Origin of the sequence: Photobacterium makurazakiensis (genome assembly GCF_050336715.1) — a bacterium.
Taxonomy (GTDB): domain Bacteria; phylum Pseudomonadota; class Gammaproteobacteria; order Enterobacterales; family Vibrionaceae; genus Photobacterium; species Photobacterium makurazakiensis.
In genome coordinates, this window is sequence record NZ_JAKJSJ010000010.1 from 156,412 (window position 1) to 181,642 (window position 25,231).

Annotated in this window: 26 protein-coding genes and 1 tRNA gene; 15 read left to right on the forward strand and 12 right to left on the reverse strand. The window is 43.4% G+C overall.

Annotated elements, in window-relative coordinates:
- The first annotated feature begins 2 nt into the window (after positions 1–2).
- From L4D09_RS03180 to L4D09_RS03200, 5 genes are all read left to right on the forward strand, one after another.
- Positions 3–275: a chaperone NapD gene (locus L4D09_RS03180; protein WP_428456042.1), complete on the forward strand. Its 273-nt coding sequence runs from the start codon at positions 3–5 to the stop codon at positions 273–275.
- The gene (napA, locus tag L4D09_RS03185; RefSeq protein WP_428456043.1) at positions 272–2,758 is read left to right on the forward strand and encodes a periplasmic nitrate reductase subunit alpha; all 2,487 of its coding nucleotides are present in this window, start codon (positions 272–274) and stop codon (positions 2,756–2,758) included. The genes L4D09_RS03180 and napA overlap by 4 nt, the downstream gene beginning before the upstream one ends.
- Before the next feature lie 97 nt (positions 2,759–2,855).
- On the forward strand, positions 2,856–3,323 hold the full coding sequence (locus tag L4D09_RS03190) for a nitrate reductase cytochrome c-type subunit (protein WP_428456044.1): 468 nt from the start codon (positions 2,856–2,858) through the stop codon (positions 3,321–3,323).
- Between the two features lie 31 nt (positions 3,324–3,354).
- Positions 3,355–3,930: a NapC/NirT family cytochrome c gene (locus L4D09_RS03195; protein ID WP_428456045.1), complete on the forward strand. Its 576-nt coding sequence runs from the start codon at positions 3,355–3,357 to the stop codon at positions 3,928–3,930.
- Between the two features lie 22 nt (positions 3,931–3,952).
- Positions 3,953–4,087, forward strand: coding sequence for a TIGR02808 family protein (locus L4D09_RS03200; protein WP_428456046.1), 135 nt, complete (start codon positions 3,953–3,955; stop codon positions 4,085–4,087).
- A 66-nt stretch (positions 4,088–4,153) separates the two neighbouring features.
- Here the strand turns inward: L4D09_RS03200 and L4D09_RS03205 are convergent, their stop codons facing one another.
- The 3 genes from L4D09_RS03205 to L4D09_RS03215 form a co-directional block, all read right to left on the reverse strand.
- Positions 4,154–4,351 carry a hypothetical protein gene (locus L4D09_RS03205; protein WP_428456047.1) on the reverse strand — a complete coding sequence of 66 codons (198 nt, stop codon included), beginning with the start codon at positions 4,349–4,351 and terminating at the stop codon, positions 4,154–4,156.
- Between the two features lie 68 nt (positions 4,352–4,419).
- Positions 4,420–4,899 (reverse strand): DUF1499 domain-containing protein, encoded by a 480-nt coding sequence (locus tag L4D09_RS03210; protein WP_428456048.1) that lies wholly within the window; start codon positions 4,897–4,899, stop codon positions 4,420–4,422.
- 25 nt (positions 4,900–4,924) lie between these two features.
- On the reverse strand, positions 4,925–5,272 hold the full coding sequence (locus tag L4D09_RS03215; protein WP_428456140.1) for a DUF2956 domain-containing protein: 348 nt from the start codon (positions 5,270–5,272) through the stop codon (positions 4,925–4,927).
- Positions 5,273–5,789: 517 nt separating this feature from the next.
- Here L4D09_RS03215 and L4D09_RS03220 point away from each other — a divergent pair.
- The 3 genes from L4D09_RS03220 (at position 5,790) to L4D09_RS03230 (ending at position 7,758) form a co-directional block, all read left to right on the forward strand.
- The gene (locus L4D09_RS03220; protein WP_428456049.1) at positions 5,790–6,242 is read left to right on the forward strand and encodes a DUF2919 domain-containing protein; all 453 of its coding nucleotides are present in this window, start codon (positions 5,790–5,792) and stop codon (positions 6,240–6,242) included.
- A 6-nt stretch (positions 6,243–6,248) separates the two neighbouring features.
- Complete coding sequence (locus L4D09_RS03225) at positions 6,249–6,659, forward strand: hypothetical protein (protein ID WP_428456050.1); 411 nt, start codon at positions 6,249–6,251, stop codon at positions 6,657–6,659.
- 202 nt (positions 6,660–6,861) lie between these two features.
- Positions 6,862–7,758 (forward strand): Dyp-type peroxidase, encoded by an 897-nt coding sequence (locus tag L4D09_RS03230; RefSeq protein ID WP_428456051.1) that lies wholly within the window; start codon positions 6,862–6,864, stop codon positions 7,756–7,758.
- Positions 7,759–7,935: 177 nt separating this feature from the next.
- Here the strand turns inward: L4D09_RS03230 and crr are convergent, their stop codons facing one another.
- From crr to cysZ, 5 genes are all read right to left on the reverse strand, one after another.
- Positions 7,936–8,445, reverse strand: a complete 510-nt coding sequence (gene crr / locus L4D09_RS03235) for a PTS glucose transporter subunit IIA (RefSeq protein WP_428456052.1) — start codon at positions 8,443–8,445, stop codon at positions 7,936–7,938.
- Between the two features lie 41 nt (positions 8,446–8,486).
- Positions 8,487–10,214: a phosphoenolpyruvate-protein phosphotransferase PtsI gene (gene ptsI, locus L4D09_RS03240; protein ID WP_428456053.1), complete on the reverse strand. Its 1,728-nt coding sequence runs from the start codon at positions 10,212–10,214 to the stop codon at positions 8,487–8,489.
- A 54-nt stretch (positions 10,215–10,268) separates the two neighbouring features.
- Positions 10,269–10,526: an HPr family phosphocarrier protein gene (locus L4D09_RS03245; RefSeq protein ID WP_428456054.1), complete on the reverse strand. Its 258-nt coding sequence runs from the start codon at positions 10,524–10,526 to the stop codon at positions 10,269–10,271.
- A 313-nt stretch (positions 10,527–10,839) separates the two neighbouring features.
- Positions 10,840–11,808 (reverse strand): cysteine synthase A, encoded by a 969-nt coding sequence (cysK, locus tag L4D09_RS03250; protein ID WP_428456055.1) that lies wholly within the window; start codon positions 11,806–11,808, stop codon positions 10,840–10,842.
- 122 nt (positions 11,809–11,930) lie between these two features.
- The gene (gene cysZ, locus L4D09_RS03255; RefSeq protein ID WP_428456056.1) at positions 11,931–12,692 is read right to left on the reverse strand and encodes a sulfate transporter CysZ; all 762 of its coding nucleotides are present in this window, start codon (positions 12,690–12,692) and stop codon (positions 11,931–11,933) included.
- Between the two features lie 350 nt (positions 12,693–13,042).
- Here cysZ and zipA point away from each other — a divergent pair, with 350 nt between their 5' ends.
- The 3 genes from zipA (at position 13,043) to L4D09_RS03270 (ending at position 18,040) form a co-directional block, all read left to right on the forward strand.
- Entirely contained in the window at positions 13,043–14,227 is a 1,185-nt protein-coding gene (zipA, locus tag L4D09_RS03260) for a cell division protein ZipA (protein WP_428456057.1), read from the forward strand.
- Positions 14,228–14,364: 137 nt separating this feature from the next.
- Positions 14,365–16,380, forward strand: a complete 2,016-nt coding sequence (gene ligA / locus L4D09_RS03265) for an NAD-dependent DNA ligase LigA (RefSeq protein WP_428456058.1) — start codon at positions 14,365–14,367, stop codon at positions 16,378–16,380.
- A 535-nt stretch (positions 16,381–16,915) separates the two neighbouring features.
- On the forward strand, positions 16,916–18,040 hold the full coding sequence (locus L4D09_RS03270; RefSeq protein ID WP_428456059.1) for a porin: 1,125 nt from the start codon (positions 16,916–16,918) through the stop codon (positions 18,038–18,040).
- Between the two features lie 132 nt (positions 18,041–18,172).
- Here the strand turns inward: L4D09_RS03270 and L4D09_RS03275 are convergent, their stop codons facing one another.
- The gene (locus tag L4D09_RS03275; protein ID WP_428456060.1) at positions 18,173–18,880 is read right to left on the reverse strand and encodes a YccT family protein; all 708 of its coding nucleotides are present in this window, start codon (positions 18,878–18,880) and stop codon (positions 18,173–18,175) included.
- Between the two features lie 722 nt (positions 18,881–19,602).
- Between L4D09_RS03275 and L4D09_RS03280 the strand changes: the two genes are divergently transcribed.
- The 3 genes from L4D09_RS03280 (at position 19,603) to gltX (ending at position 23,075) form a co-directional block, all read left to right on the forward strand.
- A complete protein-coding gene (locus tag L4D09_RS03280) occupies positions 19,603–20,715 on the forward strand; it encodes a porin (protein WP_428456061.1) in 1,113 nt (370 codons plus the stop codon).
- A 99-nt stretch (positions 20,716–20,814) separates the two neighbouring features.
- Positions 20,815–21,453 carry a YccT family protein gene (locus L4D09_RS03285; protein ID WP_428456062.1) on the forward strand — a complete coding sequence of 213 codons (639 nt, stop codon included), beginning with the start codon at positions 20,815–20,817 and terminating at the stop codon, positions 21,451–21,453.
- Between the two features lie 197 nt (positions 21,454–21,650).
- A complete protein-coding gene (gltX, locus tag L4D09_RS03290; protein WP_428456063.1) occupies positions 21,651–23,075 on the forward strand; it encodes a glutamate--tRNA ligase in 1,425 nt (474 codons plus the stop codon).
- 70 nt (positions 23,076–23,145) lie between these two features.
- On the opposite strand, the gene L4D09_RS03295 is transcribed toward gltX, so the two are convergent.
- Entirely contained in the window at positions 23,146–23,319 is a 174-nt protein-coding gene (locus tag L4D09_RS03295; protein WP_428456064.1) for a hypothetical protein, read from the reverse strand.
- Between the two features lie 265 nt (positions 23,320–23,584).
- Here L4D09_RS03295 and L4D09_RS03300 point away from each other — a divergent pair.
- Positions 23,585–23,660 (forward strand) — tRNA-Ala (locus L4D09_RS03300).
- A 145-nt stretch (positions 23,661–23,805) separates the two neighbouring features.
- Here L4D09_RS03300 and L4D09_RS03305 read toward each other — a convergent pair.
- The gene (locus L4D09_RS03305) at positions 23,806–24,006 is read right to left on the reverse strand and encodes a hypothetical protein (RefSeq protein ID WP_428456065.1); all 201 of its coding nucleotides are present in this window, start codon (positions 24,004–24,006) and stop codon (positions 23,806–23,808) included.
- A gap of 124 nt (positions 24,007–24,130) precedes the next feature.
- Positions 24,131–25,153 carry a LacI family DNA-binding transcriptional regulator gene (locus L4D09_RS03310; RefSeq protein WP_428456066.1) on the reverse strand — a complete coding sequence of 341 codons (1,023 nt, stop codon included), beginning with the start codon at positions 25,151–25,153 and terminating at the stop codon, positions 24,131–24,133.
- Positions 25,154–25,231 lie beyond the last annotated feature (78 nt).

Consider the following 25,231-nt stretch of genomic DNA (forward strand, 5'->3'; position numbering starts at 1 on the left):
CGATGGCATTACAAGAAGTACACATCTCAAGCTTAGTTGTTCATGTAAAGCCGGAATATTTGGCATCGATAAAGACCCAGATTTCGGCAATGCCAAATGCAGAAATATACGGCGACAGTGAAGAAGGGAAGGTTATCGTAGTTTTGGAAACAGAAAATCAAGGCTATGTAACTGACACAATAGATAAAATAAATAACTTAGAACACGTATTAACGACGTTTTTAGTGTATCACCAAATTGAACACTTTGACTCGCAATCTGAGGATGATTCATGAAAATGACAAGACGTGCGTTTGTGAAAGCAAACGCCGCTGCATCGGCAGCAGCTGTCGCAGGCATCTCACTGCCAGCAACAGCGACTAACTTAATTGTTAGCTCTGATGAAACAAAAATTAAGTGGGACAAAGCGCCTTGTCGTTTTTGTGGTACAGGTTGTTCAGTGTTAGTGGGTACACAGAATGGTCGTGTTGTAGCTACTCAGGGTGATCCTGAATCACCAGTTAACAAGGGCCTTAACTGTATTAAAGGCTACTTCCTGTCAAAGATCATGTACGGAAGGGATCGTCTACAAACGCCAATGCTGCGTATGAAAGATGGTGAGTATGCTAAAGACGGTGATTTCCAACCTGTCTCTTGGGATCAAGCTTTTGATGTAATGGCTGACAAATGGAAAGAAGCCCTGAAGAAGCAAGGCCCTTCTGGCGTTGGTATGTTTGGCTCTGGTCAGTGGACAGTAATGGAAGGCTATGCCGCATCAAAAATGATGAAGGCGGGTTTCCGTTCAAATAACATTGATCCAAATGCGCGTCACTGTATGGCGTCTGCTGTTGTTGGTTTCATGCGTACTTTTGGTATTGATGAACCAATGGGTTGTTACGATGATTTCGAACATGCAGATTCGTTTGTGCTTTGGGGTTCAAATATGGCAGAAATGCACCCTGTGCTATGGACGCGTATTACTGACCGTCGCTTAAGCAATCCGCATGTTAAAGTGAATGTGCTGTCTACTTATTATCACCGTTCGTTCGAACTGGCTGATAACGGTATGATCTTCGAACCTCAAACCGATCTAGCAATTGCGAACTTTATTGCTAACTACATTATCCAGAATGATGCAGTGAACTGGGATTTCGTGAATAAGCACACTAACTTCAAGCGTGCTGAAACTGATATTGGTTATGGTCTTCGTGATGAGCACCCACTGCAGCAGGAAGCGAAAAACGCGAACTCTGGCGCAATGCATGCAATGACATTCGAAGAGTATAAAGCCTCGGTAGCTGAGTATACGGTAGAAAAAGCATCTGAAATGTCAGGCGTTTCGCAAGAAAAACTGATTGAAATGGCGAAACAGTATGCTGATCCGAAAACCAAAGTAATGTCACTATGGACAATGGGTATGAATCAGCACACACGTGGTGTGTGGATGAACAGCCTTGTTTACAACATTCACTTGCTAACCGGTAAGATCTCTCAACCAGGTAACAGCCCATTCTCGCTAACCGGTCAGCCTTCTGCATGTGGTACTGCGCGTGAAGTGGGTACGTTTGCTCACCGTTTACCTGCCGATATGGTTGTTGCAAACCCTAAGCACCGTGCAGTTGCTGAGAAAATTTGGAAATTGCCTGAAGGTACAATTCCACCAAAACCTGGCTACCATGCTGTATTGCAAGACCGTATGTTGAAAGACGGCAAGCTAAACGCTTACTGGATTATGTGTAATAACAATATGCAGGCCGGCCCGAATATTAATGAAGAGCGTCTACCGGGTTACCGTAACCCTGAGAACTTCATTGTATGTTCTGACCCGTACCCAACCGCAACGGCACAAGCCGCTGATCTTATTCTACCAACAGCAATGTGGGTAGAGAAAGAAGGTGTATACGGTAACGCAGAACGTCGTACTCAAGCCTGGTACCAGCAGGTAGAAACACAGGGCGAGTCAAAGTCTGATCTGTGGCAAATCATGGAGTTCTCAAAGCGCTTCACTGTCGAAGAAGTGTGGGGCGATGAACTACTCGCTAACGCACCTCAGTACCGTGGCAAAACAATGTACGATGTGCTGTTCAAGAATGGCCAGATTGATAAGTTCCCGCTATCAGAAGCACAAGCACTTAACGATGATGCTCAAGCACAGGGCTTCTACGTTCAAAAAGGCTTGTTCGAAGAATATGCTGCCTTTGGTCGCGGTAAGGCGCATGATTTAGCCCCTTACGATACTTACCATGAAGTTCGTGGTCTTCGTTGGCCGGTTGTTGATGGCAAAGAAACCCAGTGGCGTTTCTCTGAAGGCAATGATCCGTATGTGCCGAAAGGCGCTGGTTTTAGTTTCTATGGTAAGCCAGACAGCAAAGCAGACATTATCTTTGCGCCGTTTGAACCCGCTCCAGAAGTGCCAGATAGCGAATATGACTTGTGGCTATGTACCGGCCGAGTACTTGAACATTGGCATACCGGTACCATGACGCGCCGTGTTCCTGAGCTATACAAAGCGGTACCAGATGCACTGTGTTATTTGCACCCAACGGATGCACAAGCGCGTGGTTTACGTCGCGGTGATGAAGTGTTGTTAGAATCTCGCCGGGGTGAAGTACGTTGTCGTGTTGAAACGCGTGGTCGTAACCGCCCACCAGTAGGTTTGGTTTTCGTACCTTTCTTTGATGCACGTATTTTGGTGAACAAATTGATCATGGATGCAACCGATCCGCTGTCGAAGCAGACCGATTTCAAGAAGTGCCCAATTAAGATTACCAAAGTATAACGATTCAATTTTATGAAAAGGCTGGCTGTCTATCTCAAGATTTAAGCGATAGACAGACCATCTTTGACTCGAATTTAGCCTGTAGGCGGAGAAAAAAATGAAACGACTAGTCTTAGCAGTCATGGCTATCGGTATGATGCTGGCCGGTACGGTACACAGTGAAGAAGCATTGCATAACCCTGGTGGTATTGGCGGGGTAGAATCGTTACGAGGTGCAAGTGAGCTTGAAGCGACACGTGCTGCTGATCCAATGAAACGTTACCCGCGAGATCAAGGCACGATTGATAGTGACTACGTGTATCAGCCACCACTGATCCCACACACAACTCGTAACTATGAAGTATCTCAAAACGCAAATAAGTGTCTGGCTTGTCACAGCTGGAAGAACGCGAATGAAATGGGCGCAACTAAGATCAGTGTGACCCACTATCAGTCACCGCGTGAAGGCCAAGTATTGTCTGATGTATCACCGGCTCGTTATTTCTGCCTGCAGTGTCACGTGCCTCAAGCTGATGCTAAGCCACTGGTTGAAAATGACTTCCAGCGTGTTGATGCACTGCGCTAGTTATAGCCATTAATCAAAGAGAGGCTATAAGATGAAGCTATTAAAAACATTTTGGCGCAGGATAACGTCACCAAGTAAAGTTGCTGTTGGCTTAGTGCTGTTTATGGGTTTTATGGGCGGTCTACTATTCTGGGGTGCGTTTAACACCGGAATGGAAGCCACGAACACAGAAGAATTCTGTGCTGGCTGCCATGCGCCAATCGTAGAAGAAATTCGTGAAACAGTTCACTTTGCTAATCGCTCGGGTGTTCGTGCTATTTGTTCTGATTGCCACGTACCGCACAACTGGACCGATAAAATGGTTCGTAAGGTACAGGCATCAAAAGAATTAGTTGCCCATGCCATGGGGACGATTGACACGAAAGAGAAATTTGAGGAGCGGCGGGGTTACCTTGCTAACCGAGAATGGCATAGGATGAAAGAAAATGATTCGCAGGAGTGCCGTAACTGTCACGAATTCGAATTCATGGACTTCTCCGAGCAAGGCCCTCGTAGTGTGAAACAACACTCAACGGCATTGGCTTCGGGTGATAAAACCTGTGTCGATTGTCATAAAGGTATTGCCCATAAACTGCCTGATATGAAAGATATTGAAGGCTGGCAGTAACCCGAGTTAAAAGAGGTGTGAGATGAGTACACTTGAATCAATCATTTGGAATGTGCTTGGCTATGCTGCCATGCCAGTGATCATTTTATCCGGTTTTGCTGTTGTAGCGGTACTGTCTGTATGGCTACTTTCGCTGGGTAAAGATAAAAACGTATAGTCCAAGTATTGGTCTATTGATTAGAAAAGCCGCGTCTTAATATTTAGGGCGTGGCTTTTTTATTGTTTAGCCGTTTTTTGCGGAATAGTCACAATACTGGTGAATCGCAAAGATGAGTAATGCGAGCCAAATCAGATCAATAGAAGCCCATTCGACGATCAAACTTGCCATGGTGCGCTCAGCACTAAGGATATCGCCCAGTTGAAGTAGCGCGATACATAAACAGCCAAGCAAACTAAAGAGTAAAAAGCTGATCCTATTCATACAATACCCCACAAGGTGATAAGTGAAGTATATATGCAATTGATAATCATTATCAATTGTTGTCGGGTTTATTTTTGACTGTAAAGGTAGCCAGCGTTAAGCAGTAATTGGCGAAACTGCTCCGCTCGTTCTCGATTTACACCAAAGTCTGAATATCCCACCCTCGATTCAGATCGGATATCTAGCTTTTTTCCTGACAGTTTTACTTCAAAGTCATCAACGAAGCGAAAAATACTACTAGTATTCTCAATACGAAAGTAGCCATCGGCCTCGGCTGCTAATGCTGCACCTGGTAATGTGAGTGCGATCTGTTTGATTTGATCCCAATGTGATAGCCCTGAGTCTGACAGCACAAAACTCTCAATGAAGTGTTCTTTACGTGTATCTAAGGTAGAAACACAGTTGGGTTTGTCGCCACATAATTGGTTTATTTGATAGTGAAAACTGGCTTCGTCCTCACTGTTGATATGTCTATTGCTGTCGCTGCACCCCGAAATCAAGGTGGCAACAAAGAGTGTAGAAAAGCCAATGAAGGTCTTTTTAATCATCCTGAACGCCTCGCTTGAAGTAATGCTATAGCCATTGAGTGTAAGCGATAAAACCTATCCAAGAGATGACCAGTAGCCCCCATGGAAGCCATTGCGTCTTTGGTGGTGCGACGACTACGTTAACTTCTTCTTGTTGAGAGGTTTCGAGTTGAGGTTGAGTCTTTTCTTTTACTTGTTTTTTTCGAAGTTTATCACGCTCACGAGATTTTGCTTTTTGTTGTTTTTTATATAGCTCAATACCATGCTGAATACCTTGAGCAACTAATTTTGTCTGTTCTTTTGTTTGTCCTGGTTTCTGGGTCGCTTTGGCAATTTTCATAGCTTCTGCTTGCGTTTCAGGTGACAGGGTACTTTGCTGTTTTTTAATGGTCATAGCTTGATATAAATAGTTTATGTTGCTGCAATTATACCGCTGACCACATTGAATGGCATCTCTGATTGCTATTCTTGCTATGTCATACGGTTGTTCCATATTGAATGTTTTGTAGGAATATTTCAGTTTTTTAATGAAAAATTGAAATGGAGAAAACATGTCAGTCATATCGTTAAGTTTATGAATAATAATGACTTAATTGTGTTTGTTATGGTTTGGTTATACTTTTCTGTTTTGTGCTGATTTCTGAAATAAAACTAGAAAAATGAGTTTGCCACTTTGCAAAATGTGATCATCTTAGCAAGATGGCTACTCAAATCGTGCGTTGAACCACAGAATTTACCTCTATGGCTGGCAGTTATAGTGGGATGATTTATCGTGGCTACACAATATTGATGATGCGTATCATCATGGGTCGCATATATTTTTAGCGTGAAAGCCTTAGCTATTGAAAACACGTTTACTTACCTCCATTGCTAACTAAGCGGGAGAGTTATGAGGACGGGTTTTGCACTATATGATTGAGGCTTATGATAAACACGGGTTATTGAAGCCATCCAAAATGTTGTGGTTATGCTTTTTTTTCAGTGCCAAGGCGTGGGTGATTTTTGCCATGGCAGGAGCAAGCCGTCAACAGGGGGCTCAAGTATTAGAAATATTGTATCCATTACGTGAGAATTTATATCTCGCGATGGTACTCGGTTTACCTGCTGTCATTTTGATGTGGCTAACCGGACAAAGACACAAAAATAATAAATTAATAAATATCGTTTGGCACCATGGCAAAACATTTTTGCTGGTGTCTTATACGGCAGATTGTGCTTTGCAAGTGTATCAACTGTTCTTAACCCAAGGGGCGTTCAGTTGGACTCGTGCAGTCAGCTTGTTACTGACTGTGTGGATAGGAATTTACCTATGCCGTAGCTCACGAGTAAAAAATACATTTGCTGATAAGCCCTTAGAGAGGTAAAGACAAATGAATGAATGGAGTAAAGGCCTCGTCCTTTTTAGTGCTCTATTGAGCCCGTTAGCGATGGCTGACTGGCTACTTGATGTAAATTTTGAGCTCACTGGCGCAAGTGGTAATACACAGTCGGTGAACACGTCGCTTTCTTTGCTTCCCGGTGAGGAAACGGTATTTTTTGGTACCAGTGATGTCGCTAACCAAACAGCACGAGAGCTTGTAGGCAGTGCTGAGTTGCTGGAAGTCTCTGCTGAAGAAGTGAAAATCGCTTTTAAAGTACAGGAACGTTTAGATGATGGTGGATGGCGGACGATTATTGCGCCAACATTATCGACTGGATTAAATTCACCAGCGTTATTTGAAACGATTGATGATAATAGTGACAAGCAAGTGAAATTACAGGTTGAAGTCACATCAGTATAGAAGCCAGTTGTTATCAACAAAGATCGACATAAGAGCGTCCCGTTTGGGACGTTTTTTATTTATAAAGCGATGAAATAAAGAATGGTTACGATTAAGCGCTGACAATGATCAACGTTACTCTAATTATTCGAGGTATAATTTAAGGTTATGTAAGTAAGGTCCATGACCAAAGAATTATAAGTTGTTCACTTAGGAGAAAAATATGGCAACGGCACAACCATTGATTTTACCAGAAGCCGGTCCTTTCGCACTGTATGTCGTGATGAAAGTGAAGGCTGAGACTTCGGCGGTGATCAAGCAATGCCAGCAACTTCATCAGTTAGTTTCATCACTGAATGAGCAGCAACCTCATGCTGAACTACGAGCAAGTCTTGCCTTTGGTAAAGCATTCTGGACGTCGCTGGATAAAGGTACGCCAGCGGGGTTTGACGATTTCAGGCCTCTGGGGCAGGGTGATATCACCGCACCGGCAACAGGTGGTGACATTTTATTGCATGTAAACTCAAGTCGCCACGATCTGAATTTCTACCTACTACGTCAATTTATCGAGCCAATTGCAGAATTTGTTGAGATCATCGATGAAACATACGGTTTCAAGTATCTTGATTCACGTGATATGACCGACTTTATTGACGGTACAGAGAATCCAAAGACGACAGAAGCGCGCCAAGATGTGGCTTTGATCAAAGACGGTGAGTTTGCTGGTGGTAGCTTTGTCATGCTCCAGCGTTTCGTGCATAACTTACCAGCTTGGAACCGTTTGAATATTCAGGCCCAAGAAAAGGTTGTTGGCCGCACAAAACCGGACTCTATTGAATTAGAAGATGTGCCAGCGGCATCGCATGTTGGCCGTGTCGATATCAAAGAAGAAGGGAAGGGGCTTAAAATTGTCCGCCATAGCCTGCCATACGGCACGGTAAGTGGCGATCATGGCCTATTGTTTATCGCATACTGCCATACTCAGCATAACTTCAAGACAATGCTTGAAAGTATGTACGGCGAAACGGACGGTAAAACCGACCAGTTACTGCGTTTTACAACGGCAGTGACAGGTGCGTACTTCTTTGCCCCATCAGTTGAGATGCTAAATTCGCTGTAAAAAGTTCCTAGGTTCTAGATCCTAGGAAGAGCAAAAGCAGAACCAGAGTGAATGATAAATCCTCGATATCTATCGGGGATTTTTTGTTTCTAGGAACTAAGCTCTCGCCCTTAGGTTCTTCCCAAAAACAAAAAAGCGCCACCCGAGGGTAGCGCTTTCAGTAAGATGATTTAACTCTTACTTCTTGATGCGTAGAACTGGAGTTTCACCCACAGTTGTTGCACCAGCTAGCTTGTTCAGCTCTTTAATTTCATCCATGTTAGAGATAACAACTGGAGTAAGAGTTGATTTCGCTTTTTCTTCTAGAAGTGCTAGATCGAATTCGATGATAGTATCACCAACTTTAACCGTTTGACCTTCTTCAGCGATGCGAGTAAAACCTTCGCCTTTCAGTTCAACAGTGTCGATACCGAAGTGAACGAATAGCTCGATGCCATCGTCAGACTCAATAGAGAAAGCGTGGTTCGTTTCGAAGATTTTACCGATAGTACCGTTTACTGGTGCAACCATTTTGTTGCCAGCAGGTTTAATAGCGATACCGTCACCAACGATTTTCTCAGCGAAAACGACATCTGGCACATCTTCAATGTTTACGATTTCACCAGAAAGCGGTGCAATAATTTCAATAGCACCAGCTTCAGAGTTATCATCAGAAACCAGCTTTTTCAATTTGTCAAACAGACCCATAATCGTTGCTCCTAAGCGTTGTTATTTTACCTGCTGCTATATTAGCAGATGGTCTTTTCTGCGATGAATTTTTCTACGTGTGCTTCAATTTCAGCAGCAGTAGGCATAGCAAGCGCTTGCTCAGCCATAGCTTTTACATCAGCAAAGTTAGCGTTACGGATAATTTTCTTAATGCGTGGAATAGAAATTCCGCTCATGCTGAACTCGTCCAGACCCATACCAAGAAGTAGTAGGGTTGCACGCTCATCACCCGCTAGCTCGCCACACATACCTGTCCACTTACCTTCTTTGTGAGAAGCATCAATAACTTGCTTAATCACGGTAAGAACAGCAGGAGATAGTGGGTTGTAAAGGTGAGAAATCAGCTCATTACCACGGTCAACAGCAAGAGTATACTGGGTTAAGTCATTAGTACCAATACTAAAGAACTCAACTTCTTTCGCTAGGTGGTGTGCAATTGCTGCAGCTGCTGGCGTTTCAACCATAACACCGATTTCGATGTTCTCGTCAAAAGCAAGGCCTTCAGCGCGTAGTTCTGTTTTGTATTCTTCGATAGCCGCTTTCAGTTCACGAATTTCTTCTACAGAAATAATCATCGGGAACATGATGCGGATCTTGCCGTGTGCCGATGCACGTAGAATACCACGTAGTTGGTCACGTAGAATTTCACGGCGATCTAAGCTGATGCGAATTGCACGCCAGCCTAAGAACGGGTTCATTTCTTCAGGCAGATCTAAGTATGGAAGATCTTTGTCACCACCGATATCCATTGTGCGGATAATAACGGTTTCGCCGTGCATTGCTTCTGCAACATCTTTGTACGCTTTGTACTGTTCTTCTTCAGTCGGTAGCGCATCACGGTCCATAAACAGGAATTCTGTACGGTATAGACCAACACCTTCACCGCCGTTACGGTTGATACCGTCACAGTCTTTAACCGTACCGATGTTACCGCAGACTTCTACGTGCTTACCATCAAGGGTAATTGCAGGCAGGTCTTTCAGCTTAGCAAGTTCTTCAACTTCAGCTTGGTGCTTGTCACGGATAGCTTTGAATTTAGCTAACTCGCCTTCAGTTGGGTTAATCACTACTTGGTTGTTGATAGCATCAAGAACCAGCATGTCACCGTTTTGAACACGAGTTGTAATATCGTTTGTACCTACGATTGCAGGCAACTCTAAAGAACGCGCCATGATAGAGGTGTGTGAAGTACGACCACCAATATCAGTAATGAAGCCAAGAACGTAATCTAGGTTGATTTGCGCAGTTTCTGAAGGTGTTAGGTCGTTAGCGACCAAGATAACTTCTTCATTGATAGCGCTAAGATTAACAATGCTGATACCCAGTGCGTTTTTCACAAAACGGTTACCGATATCACGGATGTCGGTTGCACGTTCTTTTAGGTATTCATCATCTAGAGATTCTAGCGTTACAGCTTGCTCTTCGATGATGCTGTGAATAGCAAGATCTGCAGATGCATTGTTATCTTTAATGAAGGCTATGATTTCTTCTTCTAGCTCTTCATCTTCTAGCAACATAATGTGGCCTTCAAAGATGGCTTCCTTCTCTTCACCGAAGGTTACACGTGCTTTTTCTTTGATTACTTCTAGTTGCTCAGAAGATTTTTTTCGAGCGTCGAAGAAACGCTGAATTTCGCTCTCAACTTGGTCCGCAGTAATTGGCGCTTTGTTTAAAACAATCGCTTCTTCCTGCAAAAGTAGTGCTTTACCAAAAGCAATACCAGGAGATGCCAGGATACCTGAAATCATAGCCTTACCTTAAATATACTTAAAACTAGGGGAAGTTAATAAACAGACTGCGTATTAGTGCAGTTCGTCCATTAGAGCAACTAGGTGGTCAACAGCTTGTTGAGCTTGAGCACCTTCAGCAGCGATAGTAACTACTGTGCCTTTAACTAGACCTAGAGTCTGAAGCTTAAACAGGCTCTTAGCGCTTGCGCTTTTACCGTTTGAAGTCACTGTGATGTCTGCTTCGAAAGATTTTGCTTCTTTAACGAACTGAGCCGCTGGACGAGTGTGTAGGCCGTTTTCTGCAGTGATCTCAACTTGCTTCTGATACATTTTTCACCCCGATATAGATATTATTTATTTAATATTAACGTAACTGAAAGTAAGCTTAACCTGTTTAAGCTATGCTCGCTAACTAGGAGTATAAATTACCCCATCAGTTCGGTGCGAGAGGTTAATCTAAGTCAACTTTTTGTGACTTTTCTCTCTTTTATTGCTTCGTGAAGACCAATAAATGGTCTTTTAATTCGAAGCTAAAAATAAAGCACGAACGATTTATATTAAAGCTACGCTACAAATGCAACAAAAAAGCCCCCTTAAGGGAGCTTTTGAATCGCTATTGATGTTTTAACATCAAAAAGTGTGATCACTGTTGGGTTTCTTTGTCGGTGAAAATACCAGCAAACAGTGCAGATGTCAGATAACGTTCGCCTGAACTTGGCAAGATAACAACGATATTTTTACCTGCAAATTCCTGCTTTTCTGCCATGCGATTTGCTGCTACCACTGCTGCGCCAGATGAAATGCCTGCTAAAATGCCTTCTTCTTCCATCAAACGACGTGTCATGTTTATCGCATCTTCAGAGCTAACCTGCTGAACTTCATCAATTAATGACACATCAAGGTTACCTGGGATAAAGCCTGCACCAATCCCCTGAATTTTGTGAGGGGCCGGTTTAGGGTCTTCACCATTTAATGTTTGGGTAATAATTGGTGATTCAGTAGGTTCAACGGCAACGGTTGTAATCGCTTTACCTTTTTGTTGCTTAATAAAGCGGCTGAYACCTGTTAGTGTACCGCCAGTACCAACGCCTGATACAAAGACATCGATTTCACCTTCCGTGGCTTCCCAAATTTCAGGGCCCGTTGTCTTCTCGTGAATCTCTGGGTTAGCAGGGTTATTGAACTGCTGAAGCAACAAATATTTCTCTGGAGCGGAAGCGACAATTTCCTCTGCCTTTTCGATGGCACCTTTCATGCCTTTTGGTGCTTCAGTTAAAACAAGGTTAGCACCAAGGGCTTTAAGGAGCTTACGACGCTCTAGGCTCATGCTTTCAGGCATTGTTAGTGTAAGCTTGTAGCCTCGAGCTGCTGCAACAAAGGCAAGGGCAATACCTGTATTACCACTTGTTGGTTCAACTAGCTCGACACCTTCTTTTAGAATACCGCGCTTTTCTGCATCCCAAATCATGTTGGCACCAATACGGCACTTGACGCTGAAGCTTGGATTGCGAGCCTCTACCTTCGCTAATACGTTACCTTTACTAACACGGTTTAGGCGAACTAACGGAGTGTTACCAATAGTCAGGGAGTTATCTTCGTAAATCTTGCTCATTATAATCGTTCCTTCGTAACACGTTCAAAAAATGACACGATTGGGTGTGTGATAATAAGCATAACCGCAGATTCATGATTGAGAAGGAATTTGTGGTTATATCTTATTGTTATAACGGACGGTTAATGTAATTTATATTGATCACGGTATTGGTCGACCCACATGGCCGTTGCGCCACACACTGCAACAGGCATAACAACAAGGTTGAGTAATGGCGTCATGGTGAAAACCATGACTAAACTGCCAAAGCTAAGTGATTTCCCACGTTTTTCTTTAAGTGCGTCACGCATGGTCGGGAAAGGCACTTTGTGGTTATCAAATGGATAATCGGCGTACTGTATGCTCATCATCCAAGCGCTAAATAAAAACCACAAGACAGGGCCTATGGTTTGACCAATCGCGGGGATCCACAACAGGATAAATAGGCCAAGTGCTTTAGGGAGGTAGTATTTTAATTTGATCCACTCTCGGTTCATGATCCGCGGTAGATCTTTAAAAATGTCTACCATGCCTGTGTCAGGGGCTGGTTTCCCCGTTAGTTTAGCTTCAAGGTGCTCGGCGAGTAAGCCGTTAAATGGCGCTGCAATCCAGTTAGCTATTGTGCTAAATAGATAAGAGAAGGTGACTAACGTTGCGATAGCCAGCAATGGCCATAGTACGTATGATAACCACTCCATCCATTGTGGTAGATATCCCATCCAACCATTAATCCAAGTATCAAGCTGGGTGAGAACTAAACTAAAAGCTGTACCAAATAAAACAATATTGACCATTAAAGGCAGTAAAACGAACCTGCGGGTGCCGGGCTGCATTGCTAGTGACATGCCTTTAAAGAAATAGCCCGCACCACTCAGTGAGGTAGGGGAATTACTGTGTTGTTGCATATTAGCTCCTTGGTGTGTTTCTGGCGGCACATATTTGCTTTAATGAATGCTGATATTAACGGTGTAGCTTACTTAGAAGCAAATTAGGTCTAGGATAAAATGCAGAAATAGCGAAATAATTGTTTAAGGATTGCCCGATTTTGTGCTCAAGAGCACTATCTTGCACGAATAACCACATTCGCCTTCTCATTCTGTTTTGAGTTTTGATACATTAGAGGTTGTACCCTTCTTTTTTGACCAAGAAGGGCAGTAATGTAGAGATATCACTTAAGGTTCTAATCAACCCTTGATGGTACTCAATAAATTGATTTTCCCCCTTTAGGGGTAACATGTAAATTCAGAGTATTCGTATGCAGGAATTGCGTCTGGTTCTTATTATTGTGGGTGCACTAGCGATTGCAGCTTTATTGTTGCATGGGTTATGGAGCAGCCGTAAGGAAAAACCCGCTAAATTTGGCGAGAAGCCATTAGGAAAGCTGGATAAATCGCCTCGTGACCAAGAAGGTTTTGATCACGATGGTATCGGCAATGTTAGAGTAATGAACCATGATGGCAAGGAGCCAGAAGTAAGCCGTCCGGAAAGAAAAGAGCCCGAGCTTCATTTTGGTCAAAAGCTGCAAGCAGATCCGCTTATGGATACTCAAACCGTGGTTTCTGAACAAAAGGATGAGTTGCCAGCGATGTCTGCGACTGAAGAGCCTATGGTCTCATCAGCAAATGTCGATGTAACTGTCGATGAAGTTACGGCATCAAAAGAGACGACTCAGCCAATCCAGCAGCCTATTAATATAGAGCAAACGGAAGTCGCGCCGAGTGCCGAAACGGTAGCCGTGCAATCAGTATCGGAGGTTGCTCTTGAACCTCAGGTTAATGTTGAGGCTGAACCAATTAACAAGGTTCAATCAACCAGCACAGCTTCAATGTCACCAGATACGGTATTTGAGCCAGCGTTAACGATAGAAGATATCGAACGAAATCAACAAACAACACCTGCTGAGGATATGATCGTCGTTGAACCAAGTGCAAACTTGGCTGAAACGGTTGAGCCAGTTGTTGAATCGGTTGTTGTTACGCAGCCAGAGCCAGAGCCAGAGCCAGAGCCAGAGCCTGAACAGTTACCACCTGATTACCTCGTGCTTAATATTCATGCGCGAAATGGCGACACTTTGCGTGGCAATAAATTGTTTAATGCATTTGAGCAGCATAATTTGGTGTTTGGTGAAAATTCGGTTTATCACTATCATGCCGACGTCGCGGGAACAGGCCCCGTCATTTATTCGGTGACGAACATGGTGCATCCGGCGCATTTCCCTGAAGGTGGAAACGATAATTTTGAAACTCCAGGTGTCGCTTTTTATCTGATGCTTCCATGCCAGGTTGGCCGTGCCGATTTGAACTTTAAGCAGATGTTGCAAACGGTTCAGCTTATTGCCGATACATTAGGTGCCGATGTACTTGATCAAAATCGTGCCTTGATCACGCCACATCGTATTATGGAATATCGAGAAAAAGCCCAAAAGTACGCTAATCACTAGCGACAGCTTTTATTTATTGAGAACAATCTGGCCCTTTATACATTACGGTATAAAGGGCTTTATTTTTTTTAACTTATACAGATTTGTATTATTGAGTACCCCTAGTTCGTCAGGGGCGTATTACGGTAGGAAAAACAATGAGTCATGACATTCAGCAGTTACTTAATGAACTGCGTGAACAACTTGCATATCACGGTCATCGTTATTACGTCGAAGATAACCCTGAAATTCCAGATGCTGAGTATGATCGTATGATGCAGCAGCTACTGGCATTAGAGAGTGAGCATCCTGCATTGATCACGGTAGACTCACCGAGTCAGCGTGTCGGTGGTACTCCGCTCGATGGTTTTACCCAAATTGCCCATGAAATTCCGATGCTGTCACTGGACAACGCATTTAATGATGACGATCTTGTCGCGTTTGAAAAGCGTATGCTTGATCGCCTTATGTCTGAATCAGCACTAACCTATTGCTGTGAGCCAAAGCTGGATGGGCTTGCTGTTAGTTTGATGTATGAAAATGGCCTATTAGTGCAGGCAGCGACACGGGGTGACGGTGCTACCGGTGAAAATATTACTGAAAATGTACGCACTATACGCTCAATTCCTTTAAAGCTATGTGGTGATGGTTGGCCTACTCGTTTAGAGGTTCGCGGTGAAGTCTTCATGCCGAAAAAAGGCTTTGAAGCGTTGAATGAAAAAGCGATGAAGAAGGGGGACAAACCTTTTGCTAACCCACGCAACGCTGCTGCGGGCAGTTTACGTCAACTAGATTCGAAAATAACCGCGACGCGACCGCTTAGCTTTTATGCTTATTCGGTTGGTGTTGTGGAAGGCTTAGCATTAGCCGAAGGACAGTACGAACGCTTATTGCAGCTGAAAGATTGGGGCCTACCGATGTGCCCTGAAATACGTCGATTATCGAATATGGATGAAGTGATTGCTTACCATCAAGAAATCGGTGAGAAGCGAGAATCACTACCTTATGAAATCGACGGTGTCGTGATCAAAACCAACGATGTTGCGATTCAATTACGCTTAGGGTTTGTTGCTCGTGCACCGCGATGGGCGATTGCCTATAAATTCCCAGCTCAAGAAGAAATGACATTATTGAATAATGTGGAGTTTCAGGTTGGCCGAACAGGGGCGATAACACCTGTCGCAAAACTTGAACCTGTTTTTGTTGGTGGCGTAACCGTTAGTAACGCGACATTACATAACGCTGATGAAATTTCGCGCCTTGGCGTTATGATCGGCGATACCGTGATTATCCGCCGTGCCGGTGATGTGATCCCGCAAATTGCTTCGGTTGTAGAATCCCGACGTCCAGCAGATGCCCAAGCGATTGTATTTCCGGAAACGTGCCCAGTTTGCGACTCTAAAGTGGAGCGGGTTGAAGGCGAGGCAGTGGCGCGTTGCTCTGGTGGCCTTTTCTGCCAAGCACAACGTAAAGAAGCCTTGAAGCATTTCGTTTCACGTAAGGCACTCGATGTTGATGGGTGTGGTGTTAAGGTGATCGAACAATTGGTCGATCGTGAAATGGTGGCCACACCTGCCGACTTGTTCAAACTTTCTGCTGGCGTTGTCACTGTGCTGGAGCGCATGGGACCGAAATCTGCTCAGAAACTTGTCGACGCTTTAGCTGCATCAAAGCAGACGACGTTAGCGCGTTTTCTCTATTCATTAGGCATTCGTGAAGTGGGTGAAGCAACCGCAGCAAATCTTGCTAATCATTTTGAAACCCTTGATGCCATTCAGGCTGCAAATAAAGACCAGCTGATTAAGGTTCAAGACGTCGGTGAGATTGTTGCAGAGCACCTTTATAACTTCTTTAGAGAAGAGCATAACCTGACCGTTATTCAAGAACTGCTAGAGGTTGGTATCCATTGGCCTGCGATTGAAAAAGCTGAAGAGGGGGTCGAGCAACCTCTAGAAGGGAAAACGGTTGTATTAACGGGGTCACTTTCTCAACTGACACGCTCAGATGCGAAAGCAGCACTTCAGCAGCTAGGCGCGAAAGTAACTGGCAGTGTATCTAAGAACACAGATTTGCTTGTGGCCGGTGAATCCGCGGGGTCAAAATTGTCAAAAGCACAAGATCTTGGGATCGAAGTCTGGGATGAACAGGCATTAGTTGATTTGATGACTCGTTAAAACCGTCAAAATCGCTTTTTTTACAATACATTTTAAATATAGCCCCTTAATACCTTGGTATTAAGGGGCTTTTTTTAAGGTGACGATCATGATTGATGTTTTTTTTGGTTTGAATGTAAGTTGGGGTTAATGCGCTATATGGAGGTGAATCTTTGATGTAATCAATTACAGTTAAAGTCATAAATAACCGACGGAGATCTCAAAGATAAACTTATCATGGGTTTAACTTATTGATATTTAAGGTTGTTATTGTGAAATATTCTATATTTATATCTTTATATGATCATGATCACTAATTTGGGTAAAGTTTGCACTGAGTCATATTTTTCAAACAATTAATTAAGTTATGTTTGATGTTTTTTGATGCGAAAGTAGTCTTAGGGGTGAAGCAAGACAAGGGTTCACTTTAAGAACTAAAAAAATATGAATTAGTTAGATAGGAATCTGACTGACATATCGGGAGATTTACTTGATGCCCTCGGCGGCCAACCTTTAGGGCTCAAGTAATACAGCTAGTATTTTTAGGAGTTATTCCATGGAAAAGATGTTCAAGCGTTCGGTTTTAGGTACAGCAGTTGCAGCAGCTGCGTTTATGTCAATGTCAGCAAATGCTTACCAAATCGGTGAGAACAATGATTTCAACGTTGAAGTTTACGGTGTAGCCGCAATTTCAATTGTTAACTATGACAGTGAAGAAACCAAAGACGGTGTTAAGACAGATACAGGTACAGGTTACGATTACGAGAATGAATCTCGTATCGGTTTCCGTGCTGGTAAAGAGATGTTTGATAACGTTGAAGTCTTCATGCAGGTTGAATCTGGCTATGTAGGCGAAGACGGTTCAGGTGGCACACTTGGTAACCGTGACACATTCATTGGTCTTGGTGGTGATTGGGGTAAGGTTCGTTTCGGCCGTATGCTAACGCCAATGTATGAAGTAATCGATTGGCCATATGCTAACCCTGGTCTAGGTGCTTCTTGGGACTGGGGCGGTGACGTGAAATTCAATCGCGATCGTCACGGTGACATGGCTCGTTATGATTCACCAAACTTCAATAACTTTACGTTCAACGTTGCAACAGGTCGTGGTGACAAGTCGGTAGATGGTAACAACTGGTACGGTGCGGCAGCTCATTACCGCTTAGCTGATATGGTAACTTTCCACGCAGCATTCGAAACTGAGAAAGATCGTAAAGTTGAAGATGCGGTTGAGGCAACGGAAGGATCTTGGGGCTTTGATGAAAATGGTGACAAGAAGTTTACTGCTGGAACTGACGCTGTTGCAGCGCAACTTGCAGATACTTTCGGTTACCTAGTCGGCTTTGAAGCTTCACTTCCTGCGGGCTTTGGTCTTGCTGGTGCCTATAAGTCTGGTGAAAGTGATGTGACGGGTGGCGATAAATCAGAGCAGGATTCTTGGGTTCTTATCGGTCAATACTGGAACGGCCCATGGGGCGTTAAAGTTGGTTACACTGAAAACTTAGAATCAAAAACAGCTGGTGTTAAGCAAGGTGACGAAGATAGCGTTATTTCTGGTCAGCTAATGTATGTTCAAAATGGTTTTGTTCCATACCTACGTGTAGCACAACGCGATATCAAGTCTGGTGATACACAAACAGAGACATTCGTAGTACGTGTTGGTATTGAATACGGCTTCTAATCTTTAGTTAAATTACTGCCTTATTTACGGGAGCTGATTACAGCTCCCGTTTTTTATTGTTTAAGAAAATTAATTTTTGCAAAAAAAGAAGGGATAACCCTTCTTTTATATAGCTTTTACTGTGCGGATTATTTAAAGGTTTTGAACAGCCCAGCTGACGAATTCTTTACGAGTGCTGGCATCGGCTTGGCTAAACCAATATTTCAAGTTTTCACCAGCTAATTCTGATTTGCTTGCTTCTATCTGTGGTTTTTCTGCTGTTTTACTGTTGGATGTTGTATTTATCGGAGCGGCAGGTTCTGGTGTGGTTTCAGTAACAGCCGTAATACTACTCAGGCCTGTTAATGCAGCTATTCCGCCTTTTTGATTATAGGTTTTTACATAATCTGCGTAATCATGATTGATAGAGAGACCTTTAAGGGCTAAGAAATCATGCTTAAAAGGGTAGCTTGCTCCTTTATGGTTTTTTAGCTTCGGTGTTGGTTGCTGGGTGTATTTTTCTGCTTGAGTGATGTCTGAAAACTCTGGAACAGTAAGAGTGAGCGATGTGTCGGTCGCGGTGAATGTTAGAATTAATGGTCCTGAACGAAAACGCTCGCTTTGTTTATCACCTTTATAGAAATAGTGATCAATTTGGTAAACAATTTGGCTTTGTCCATCGGCGAGTGTAATTGAATCGTCACTTGTTTTAAAAATGCTACCCCAGCCTTTATTTATATCTGCTTCGTTAACTGCAAGTAGTCGAACATTGTCAGGTAGTTCAAGTGTTACTTCAGCCATTGTTTGCGAAGATACTGGCAACAGTAATGCGATGGCTAAAGCGGTATATTTTAATTTCATGATTTCTCCCTGTCAGCTACGTTTGGTAGCAACGGCATCCTTAAAAGATATTTTTCATCACGATTTTACTTTGATGCGCGACATCTAAAAAGCACTATTCGCCTTGCCGTATTGGTTATCTGGGTTTAGTCACAGTGTTAAGAGTTACTTCTAAAAAATACGAGTTGTTGTTGAACTATAACTATCGCTAACTTACTGCCTTTAAAATGATTATGTGGGCTTGGTGATATATTAAGTTTATTTATAATGCGTAGCCGAGATGTTTAAGTAGAAGAGTCGATAAGCTCATTGAGTAGGCAAAAACGTCAAAATAAGTTAATAAAACAGAAGTTAGGCAATTCATTTGTTCTAAAAAGGCGATAAAGATCACCTATTTAACATTAAAAATCATTCTGCGAAATAATTTGTTGTCAATAGTTCTAATTTAACTTCTAAAAAATGCTCTTTTGATGGCGGTATTGTGATCGCGCTTATGTTTTCTGTGATTGTTTAAAACGGCAATTACTTTATGTTTATTTCTATCCTTTTGTTTTATTTGGTTTTTTATTATTTTAGGTTTCACGGTTTTGAACAGTGTCATATTTTTATTGGGGCTATCTTCACGACTAAAAAAAAGCGGTTAATCTTATCCTCGATTTCAATATCAATAATTAATTCTGACTGTACCTTCGGCGGCCAACTGAGGTTCATTCAGATACAGCTATAAATATTAGGAGTTTTCCATGGATAAGATTTTCAAGCGTACTCTTCTAGGTGCGACTATCGCAACAGCAGCAATCGCTGCAGTCCCTGCTCAAGCAGAAGGTAAATACGAACACGGTATTTATGGTGTTATCGCCATGCAGCTAGCTGACCGACAGTATGACAACGAAAAAAACAATAGCGGTGTTCAAGCGAACCATGAATCACGTCTAGGTTGGCGTGGTACGGCGAAGTTTGACAACCTGCAAGATTGGACATTCCTATGGCAAATCGAATCTGGCTATGTTGATCCTTCATTTGGGCCTGCGGGTGGCGGTAGCGAGTTTGGCGAACGTGATACGTTTGTCGGTTTTGAACATGAAAAATTTGGCCAGGTACGTGTTGGTCGCGTATTAACACCAATCTATGAGCTAGTTGACTGGCCTGCCACTAACCCTGGTATGGGTAACGTTTGGGACTGGGGTGGCAACATTGGTGGTAGAAAATTCAATGACCGTCAATCCGATACTATCCGCTGGGATACTAACGAGTTTTGGACTGGCTTTACCATGGATATCGCAGTAGGTGCTGGTGCTGATCGCGCTGGTGGAACCGATAGCCCGAAAGCATCTGATAACTACTGGCACGGTATGGCGGCTCACCAACAGTTCAAAGGTGATTGGGGTTGGGTTCAGTTCGACCTAGCGTATGAAATGAACTACAACACCAAAGATGGTGAAGTTACAGATGGAGTACTTGACGGCACATACTGGGATAACCAGACCTATTTGATGGGTGCACAGGGTGGGTTTGATAATGGTATTGGCTACTTTGGTTATTACCGTATATCTGAAGCAGACAATACACGAGGTGATGATGAGCGTGAAACATCTTACTCTGTGGGTCTTACCTATACCTTCGGTGACTGGCAGGCAAAAGTCGCACGAGCTGAAAACCTTGGCTTAGAAGTTAACGGTAAAGATATTGATAATACTGAAGATAATGTGACGTCATTCCAGATGATGTACTTTGTTGATACGAATGCTGTGCTTTATGGTCGTTACGCGATGAATGATTTAGGTGAAGCATATGATGGCCGCTGGAAGTCTGATAGTTTCGATGAGTTCTCAATCGGTGTTGAATATTACTTCTAACCGTATGATCAGTAATAGCTAATAACGTGAAGGCGGCTTAGGCCGCCTTTTAAAATTAGTGATATAAAGAATGGATACTTATTTAGAGTGAGACGATTGATGAAAAAAAAATGGCTTGTGGCTGTGTTGGCTGGCGTACTTTCTCTACCTGCAATGGCGAGTGAGTTAAGCGTAATTAAAGAAATTGACCTGCATGTAATAAACGGTCAAGAAGTTGATTCGCCATTATTCAAAAATAAAGATAATTTAGAGCTTGAAGCAGGGACAAATCAAATCCTATTCTCCTTGGATCAATTAATCATAGAAGATGGGCGTCGAACCAAGTTGAAATTTACGCCTGTGGTAATGCGGTTTGAAGCCGGAGATATGCCATTAGAGCTGAGTTACCCAGTATTTAGGCATGTTGATGATGCAAAAAAATTCAGAAATAGCCTCGACTTTAAGTTAACCGATACCAACGGAAATCCAGTCGCCTATCAGACTGAGTTGCTACACGTAAGTGGTATGGGGATTTTCCCTGAATATGCGAGAACATTATCTGAATATAATCAGGTTGGTGACGGTGTTGCTGTAGTCGGTTCAGCTGCTATCGAAAAGTCTTCAGTGGAACCGCAAAAAATAGCTAAATCACCTTCTACCGCTACAAGTAAGGTTGCGATTATGCAAACAGGCTTTACTGAGCTTTCTGCAGAACAACAGCAGCAATTTATGCAATGGGCAATGCGTAACCTGAAATAGCTGCGGTATTAAATGAATTAAAAATGGGGATGTCGTTAAGCAGGCATCCCCGATACTGTTTTCGCGATAATAAAGCGAGAACTTTCCTGCATGAGTGGGCAAAGATTGTAGATTTGCAAGACAGTGTTAAAATACCCCGCATATTTATCGCAGCAGGAATCACTGACTGCGCTCCCTCATTAATTAGGTAATGTTCAATGACGGTTAAAACTCGCTTTGCACCAAGCCCAACAGGCTTTTTGCACGTCGGTGGTGCTCGTACAGCACTGTATTCTTGGTTGTTTGCTAAACACATGGGTGGCGAATTTGTTCTTCGTATCGAAGATACTGACCTAGAGCGCTCTACACAGGAAGCGATCGACGCCATTCTTGAAGGTATGGAGTGGATTGGCCTGAACTGGGATGAAGGTCCTTACTATCAGACAAAGCGTTTTGATCGCTACAACCAGCTAATCGATCAATTGCTTGCTGAAGATAAAGCTTATAAGTGTTACTGCCCGAAAGAGCTACTTGACGAACTTCGTGAAGAGCAAATGGCTGCAGGTGTTAAGCCTCGTTACGATGCGAACCATCCCAAAATTGTTGCGGCGAATGCTGCAGCAACAGATGCATCACCTTTTGTTATCCGCTTCCGTAACCCGAAAGAAGGCACGGTAGTCTTTAATGATCACGTCCGTGGTAATATTGAGATTGCAAACAGCGAGCTTGATGATCTGATCATTCGCCGTACAGACGGCAGCCCAACATATAACTTCTGTGTGGTTGTTGATGACTGGGATATGGGGATCACCCAAGTGGTTCGTGGTGAAGATCATATCAATAATACCCCTCGTCAAATTAACATTTACGAAGCACTTGGTGCGCCAGTGCCTGAGTTTGCACACTGTGCAATGATCCTTGGTGATGACGGTGCGAAACTGTCTAAGCGTCATGGTGCAGTAAGTGTCATGCAATACCGTGATGAAGGTTACTTGCCACAAGCACTGCTGAACTATTTAGTACGCTTGGGTTGGTCACACGGTGATCAAGAAATCTTCTCTCTAGAAGAAATGATTAAGTTATTTAGTCTAGATTCAATCAGTAAGTCAGCATCAGCTTTCAATACTGATAAGTTGCTTTGGTTGAACAATCATTACATCAAAACGGCTGAACCAGAATACGTTGCTAGCTACCTTCAGTGGCATCTTGATCAGAAAGAAATCGATACAACTAACGGCCCTGCAATTACAGAGGTTATTAAACTTGTGGGTGAGCGTTGTAATACGTTGATTGAGCTTGCAGAGCAATCTCGTTATTTCTATCAAGATTTCAGCGAGTTTGAAGCGGGCGCAGCTAAGAAGCACCTACGTCCAGTTGCGAAAGAAGCACTAGCCCTTGCCCTTGCAAAAGTTGAAGCACTTGAAGAGTGGACAACTGAGAACCTTCACAATGTAATTAAAGAAACGTGTGAAGAGCTTGAGCTTGGTATGGGTAAAGTTGGTATGCCACTACGTGTATCGGTGACTGGTCAAGGTCAATCACCATCAGTCGACGCGGTAATGCAGTTGATTGGAAAAGAGCGCGTAGTTGCTCGCCTTCAGATGGCACTTGGCTTTATTGCTGATCGTGAAGCGAACAGCTAATCATCTTAATGGTTAAGTCCATAATAAAAAACGGAAGCTTAGGCTTCCGTTTTTTATTTGCTGGGTACTACTATTTATGCATCTGCTTGTAGTTGTTGACGCAGACCCAGAAATTTTTAGATGTGGCGCAGTATTTTAATGCACCATCAGGGATTTCTGTTGCTGTGCCTGCAAGGGTATAAGCGGAGACACTAAAGCTGGCTGACAACATTAATGCAGCGCAAAAAGCAGCTAACTTCTTCATATCACTCTCTCCATTACTATTTGAAATTGATAAAGGGCTCACATTTTTAATTGCATCATAAGAGCGTTACATTTAAATGTTAGAGCATAATCATATTTTTCAAGCCTTAATAAGCGAATGATGTTTTAGACTGTTTTTTGTATTCTATAGAATGTATGTAATTTCTAAAATCGGTAAAGTGTGATCAGCTCAGCGAACAAAGATTTTGGTAAAGGTTATCTATTGACATGAAATCATTAACTTTTTATTATCGACTTCAAGATTTGGGGCTATAGCTCAGCTGGGAGAGCGCTTCGCTGGCAGCGAAGAGGTCTGCGGTTCGATCCCGCATAGCTCCACCAAAATTATCGTTACTTGTCTTAATTTTAGTACAAGTAACTGCCAAAAAACCTCGCTTAAGCGGGGTTTTTTGCTTTCTGAGCCTTGATTATTTCCCTCATCAAACAGAAGCGACTTCAGCTTTGGAGCCGTTAATTTTTAGTCAAACTAGCTTATGGTCATAATTTGCTGGTGTGACTCTCCTGGCTGTAAGGTGATAGCTTGCTGAAAAATGGCCAGCTCAACACAAAACATTCGCAGGTAGTCGTCATCGGCTAGATCTACCATGGCTTTCGCTGCACTCCCCGTTATCAACACTGTTGAGATAAGTGCTCCCCAAACCTGAAACTTGGTTTTGACGAATATCATTGGCCACCAAATAACGAAATATCGGCACTGGCCTTTGGGTGACGGATATGAATGATGGGGACATCTCGGATGTAATCAAGGCTAATAGTATTCATGAGATGGACTTCTCTAGGTCAATATTGGATTAGTCGTTGATTCTATGATGCTCGGCTGCACCACAGGACTGGCGGATCACCAGCTGGGGCGGAATGATGATCCGCTTTTGGAGTTCTGTATTGCCGCGGATACGATCAAGTAGGGCTTCGCCAGCGCGGCGGCCTATTTCTCTAGCCGATACTGAAATTGTCGTCAGGGCTGGATAAGTGTCGGCGGCTTCTGGGACATCATCAAAGCCGGTAATGGCAACATCTTTGCCTGGCTCGAGGTGGTGCTGGCGCAAGGTACGGATTGCACCGAAGGCGACGATATCGTGATAGCACACTACAGCGGTGACTTCTGGGTGGTGTTTGAGTAGGGTCTCCATCGCCGCCGCTCCGCCATTACGGGTAGCGGGGCAGGTCACCATCCAGCCTAGCTGAGGGGGGATGTTGTATTCGATCAATTTACTCATGTAACCGCCCATTCGGTTAGCACGGTTTTTCGAGGTTTTATCACCGCCGATAAAGGCGATATGGCGATGACCTAAATCCAGTAAGTGCTGGGTAACTAACTGGCCGCCATAAAAGTTATCGGTACCGACATAGTCGTAGTCTGTTCCTTCAATATCCCTCACCGCCAAGATCACTGGTAATTGGCGCCGCTTAAGGGTCGCAAGAAATTGTTGATCTGTCCCTTTAGCAGGACAGAGGACTAATCCCCCAGCTTTTTGGCTCAGCAAGGATTCGATGAACTTCTTCTGTCTCTCGACGGCATCTTCGCTGTTGGCCAAGAATAGCATCAGATCGTTCTCTTCCATTTCCTGGCTCAGCCCAGCTGTCATCTCGCTGTAGAACGGGTTGGTGATGTCATTGAGCAATAGACCGATTTGGTTACTGTGCTGGTTACGCAGGTTGGCAGCGGTTTGGTTGTAGACATAACCAAGTTCATCAACTGCCTGCAGCACTCTTTGCCGGGTTCTGTCTGAAATTCTACCTTTATCTCTCAATACCATAGACACGGTTGCGGTTGAAACGCCACAGTGTTTTGCAACATCTACAATGGTAGCCATAACTAACTCGAGTGCGGGTTAAACGTTTAATCTAATAATAATGGCTAAAGCGCTGACTTTTTGTGAAGCCAATCACGC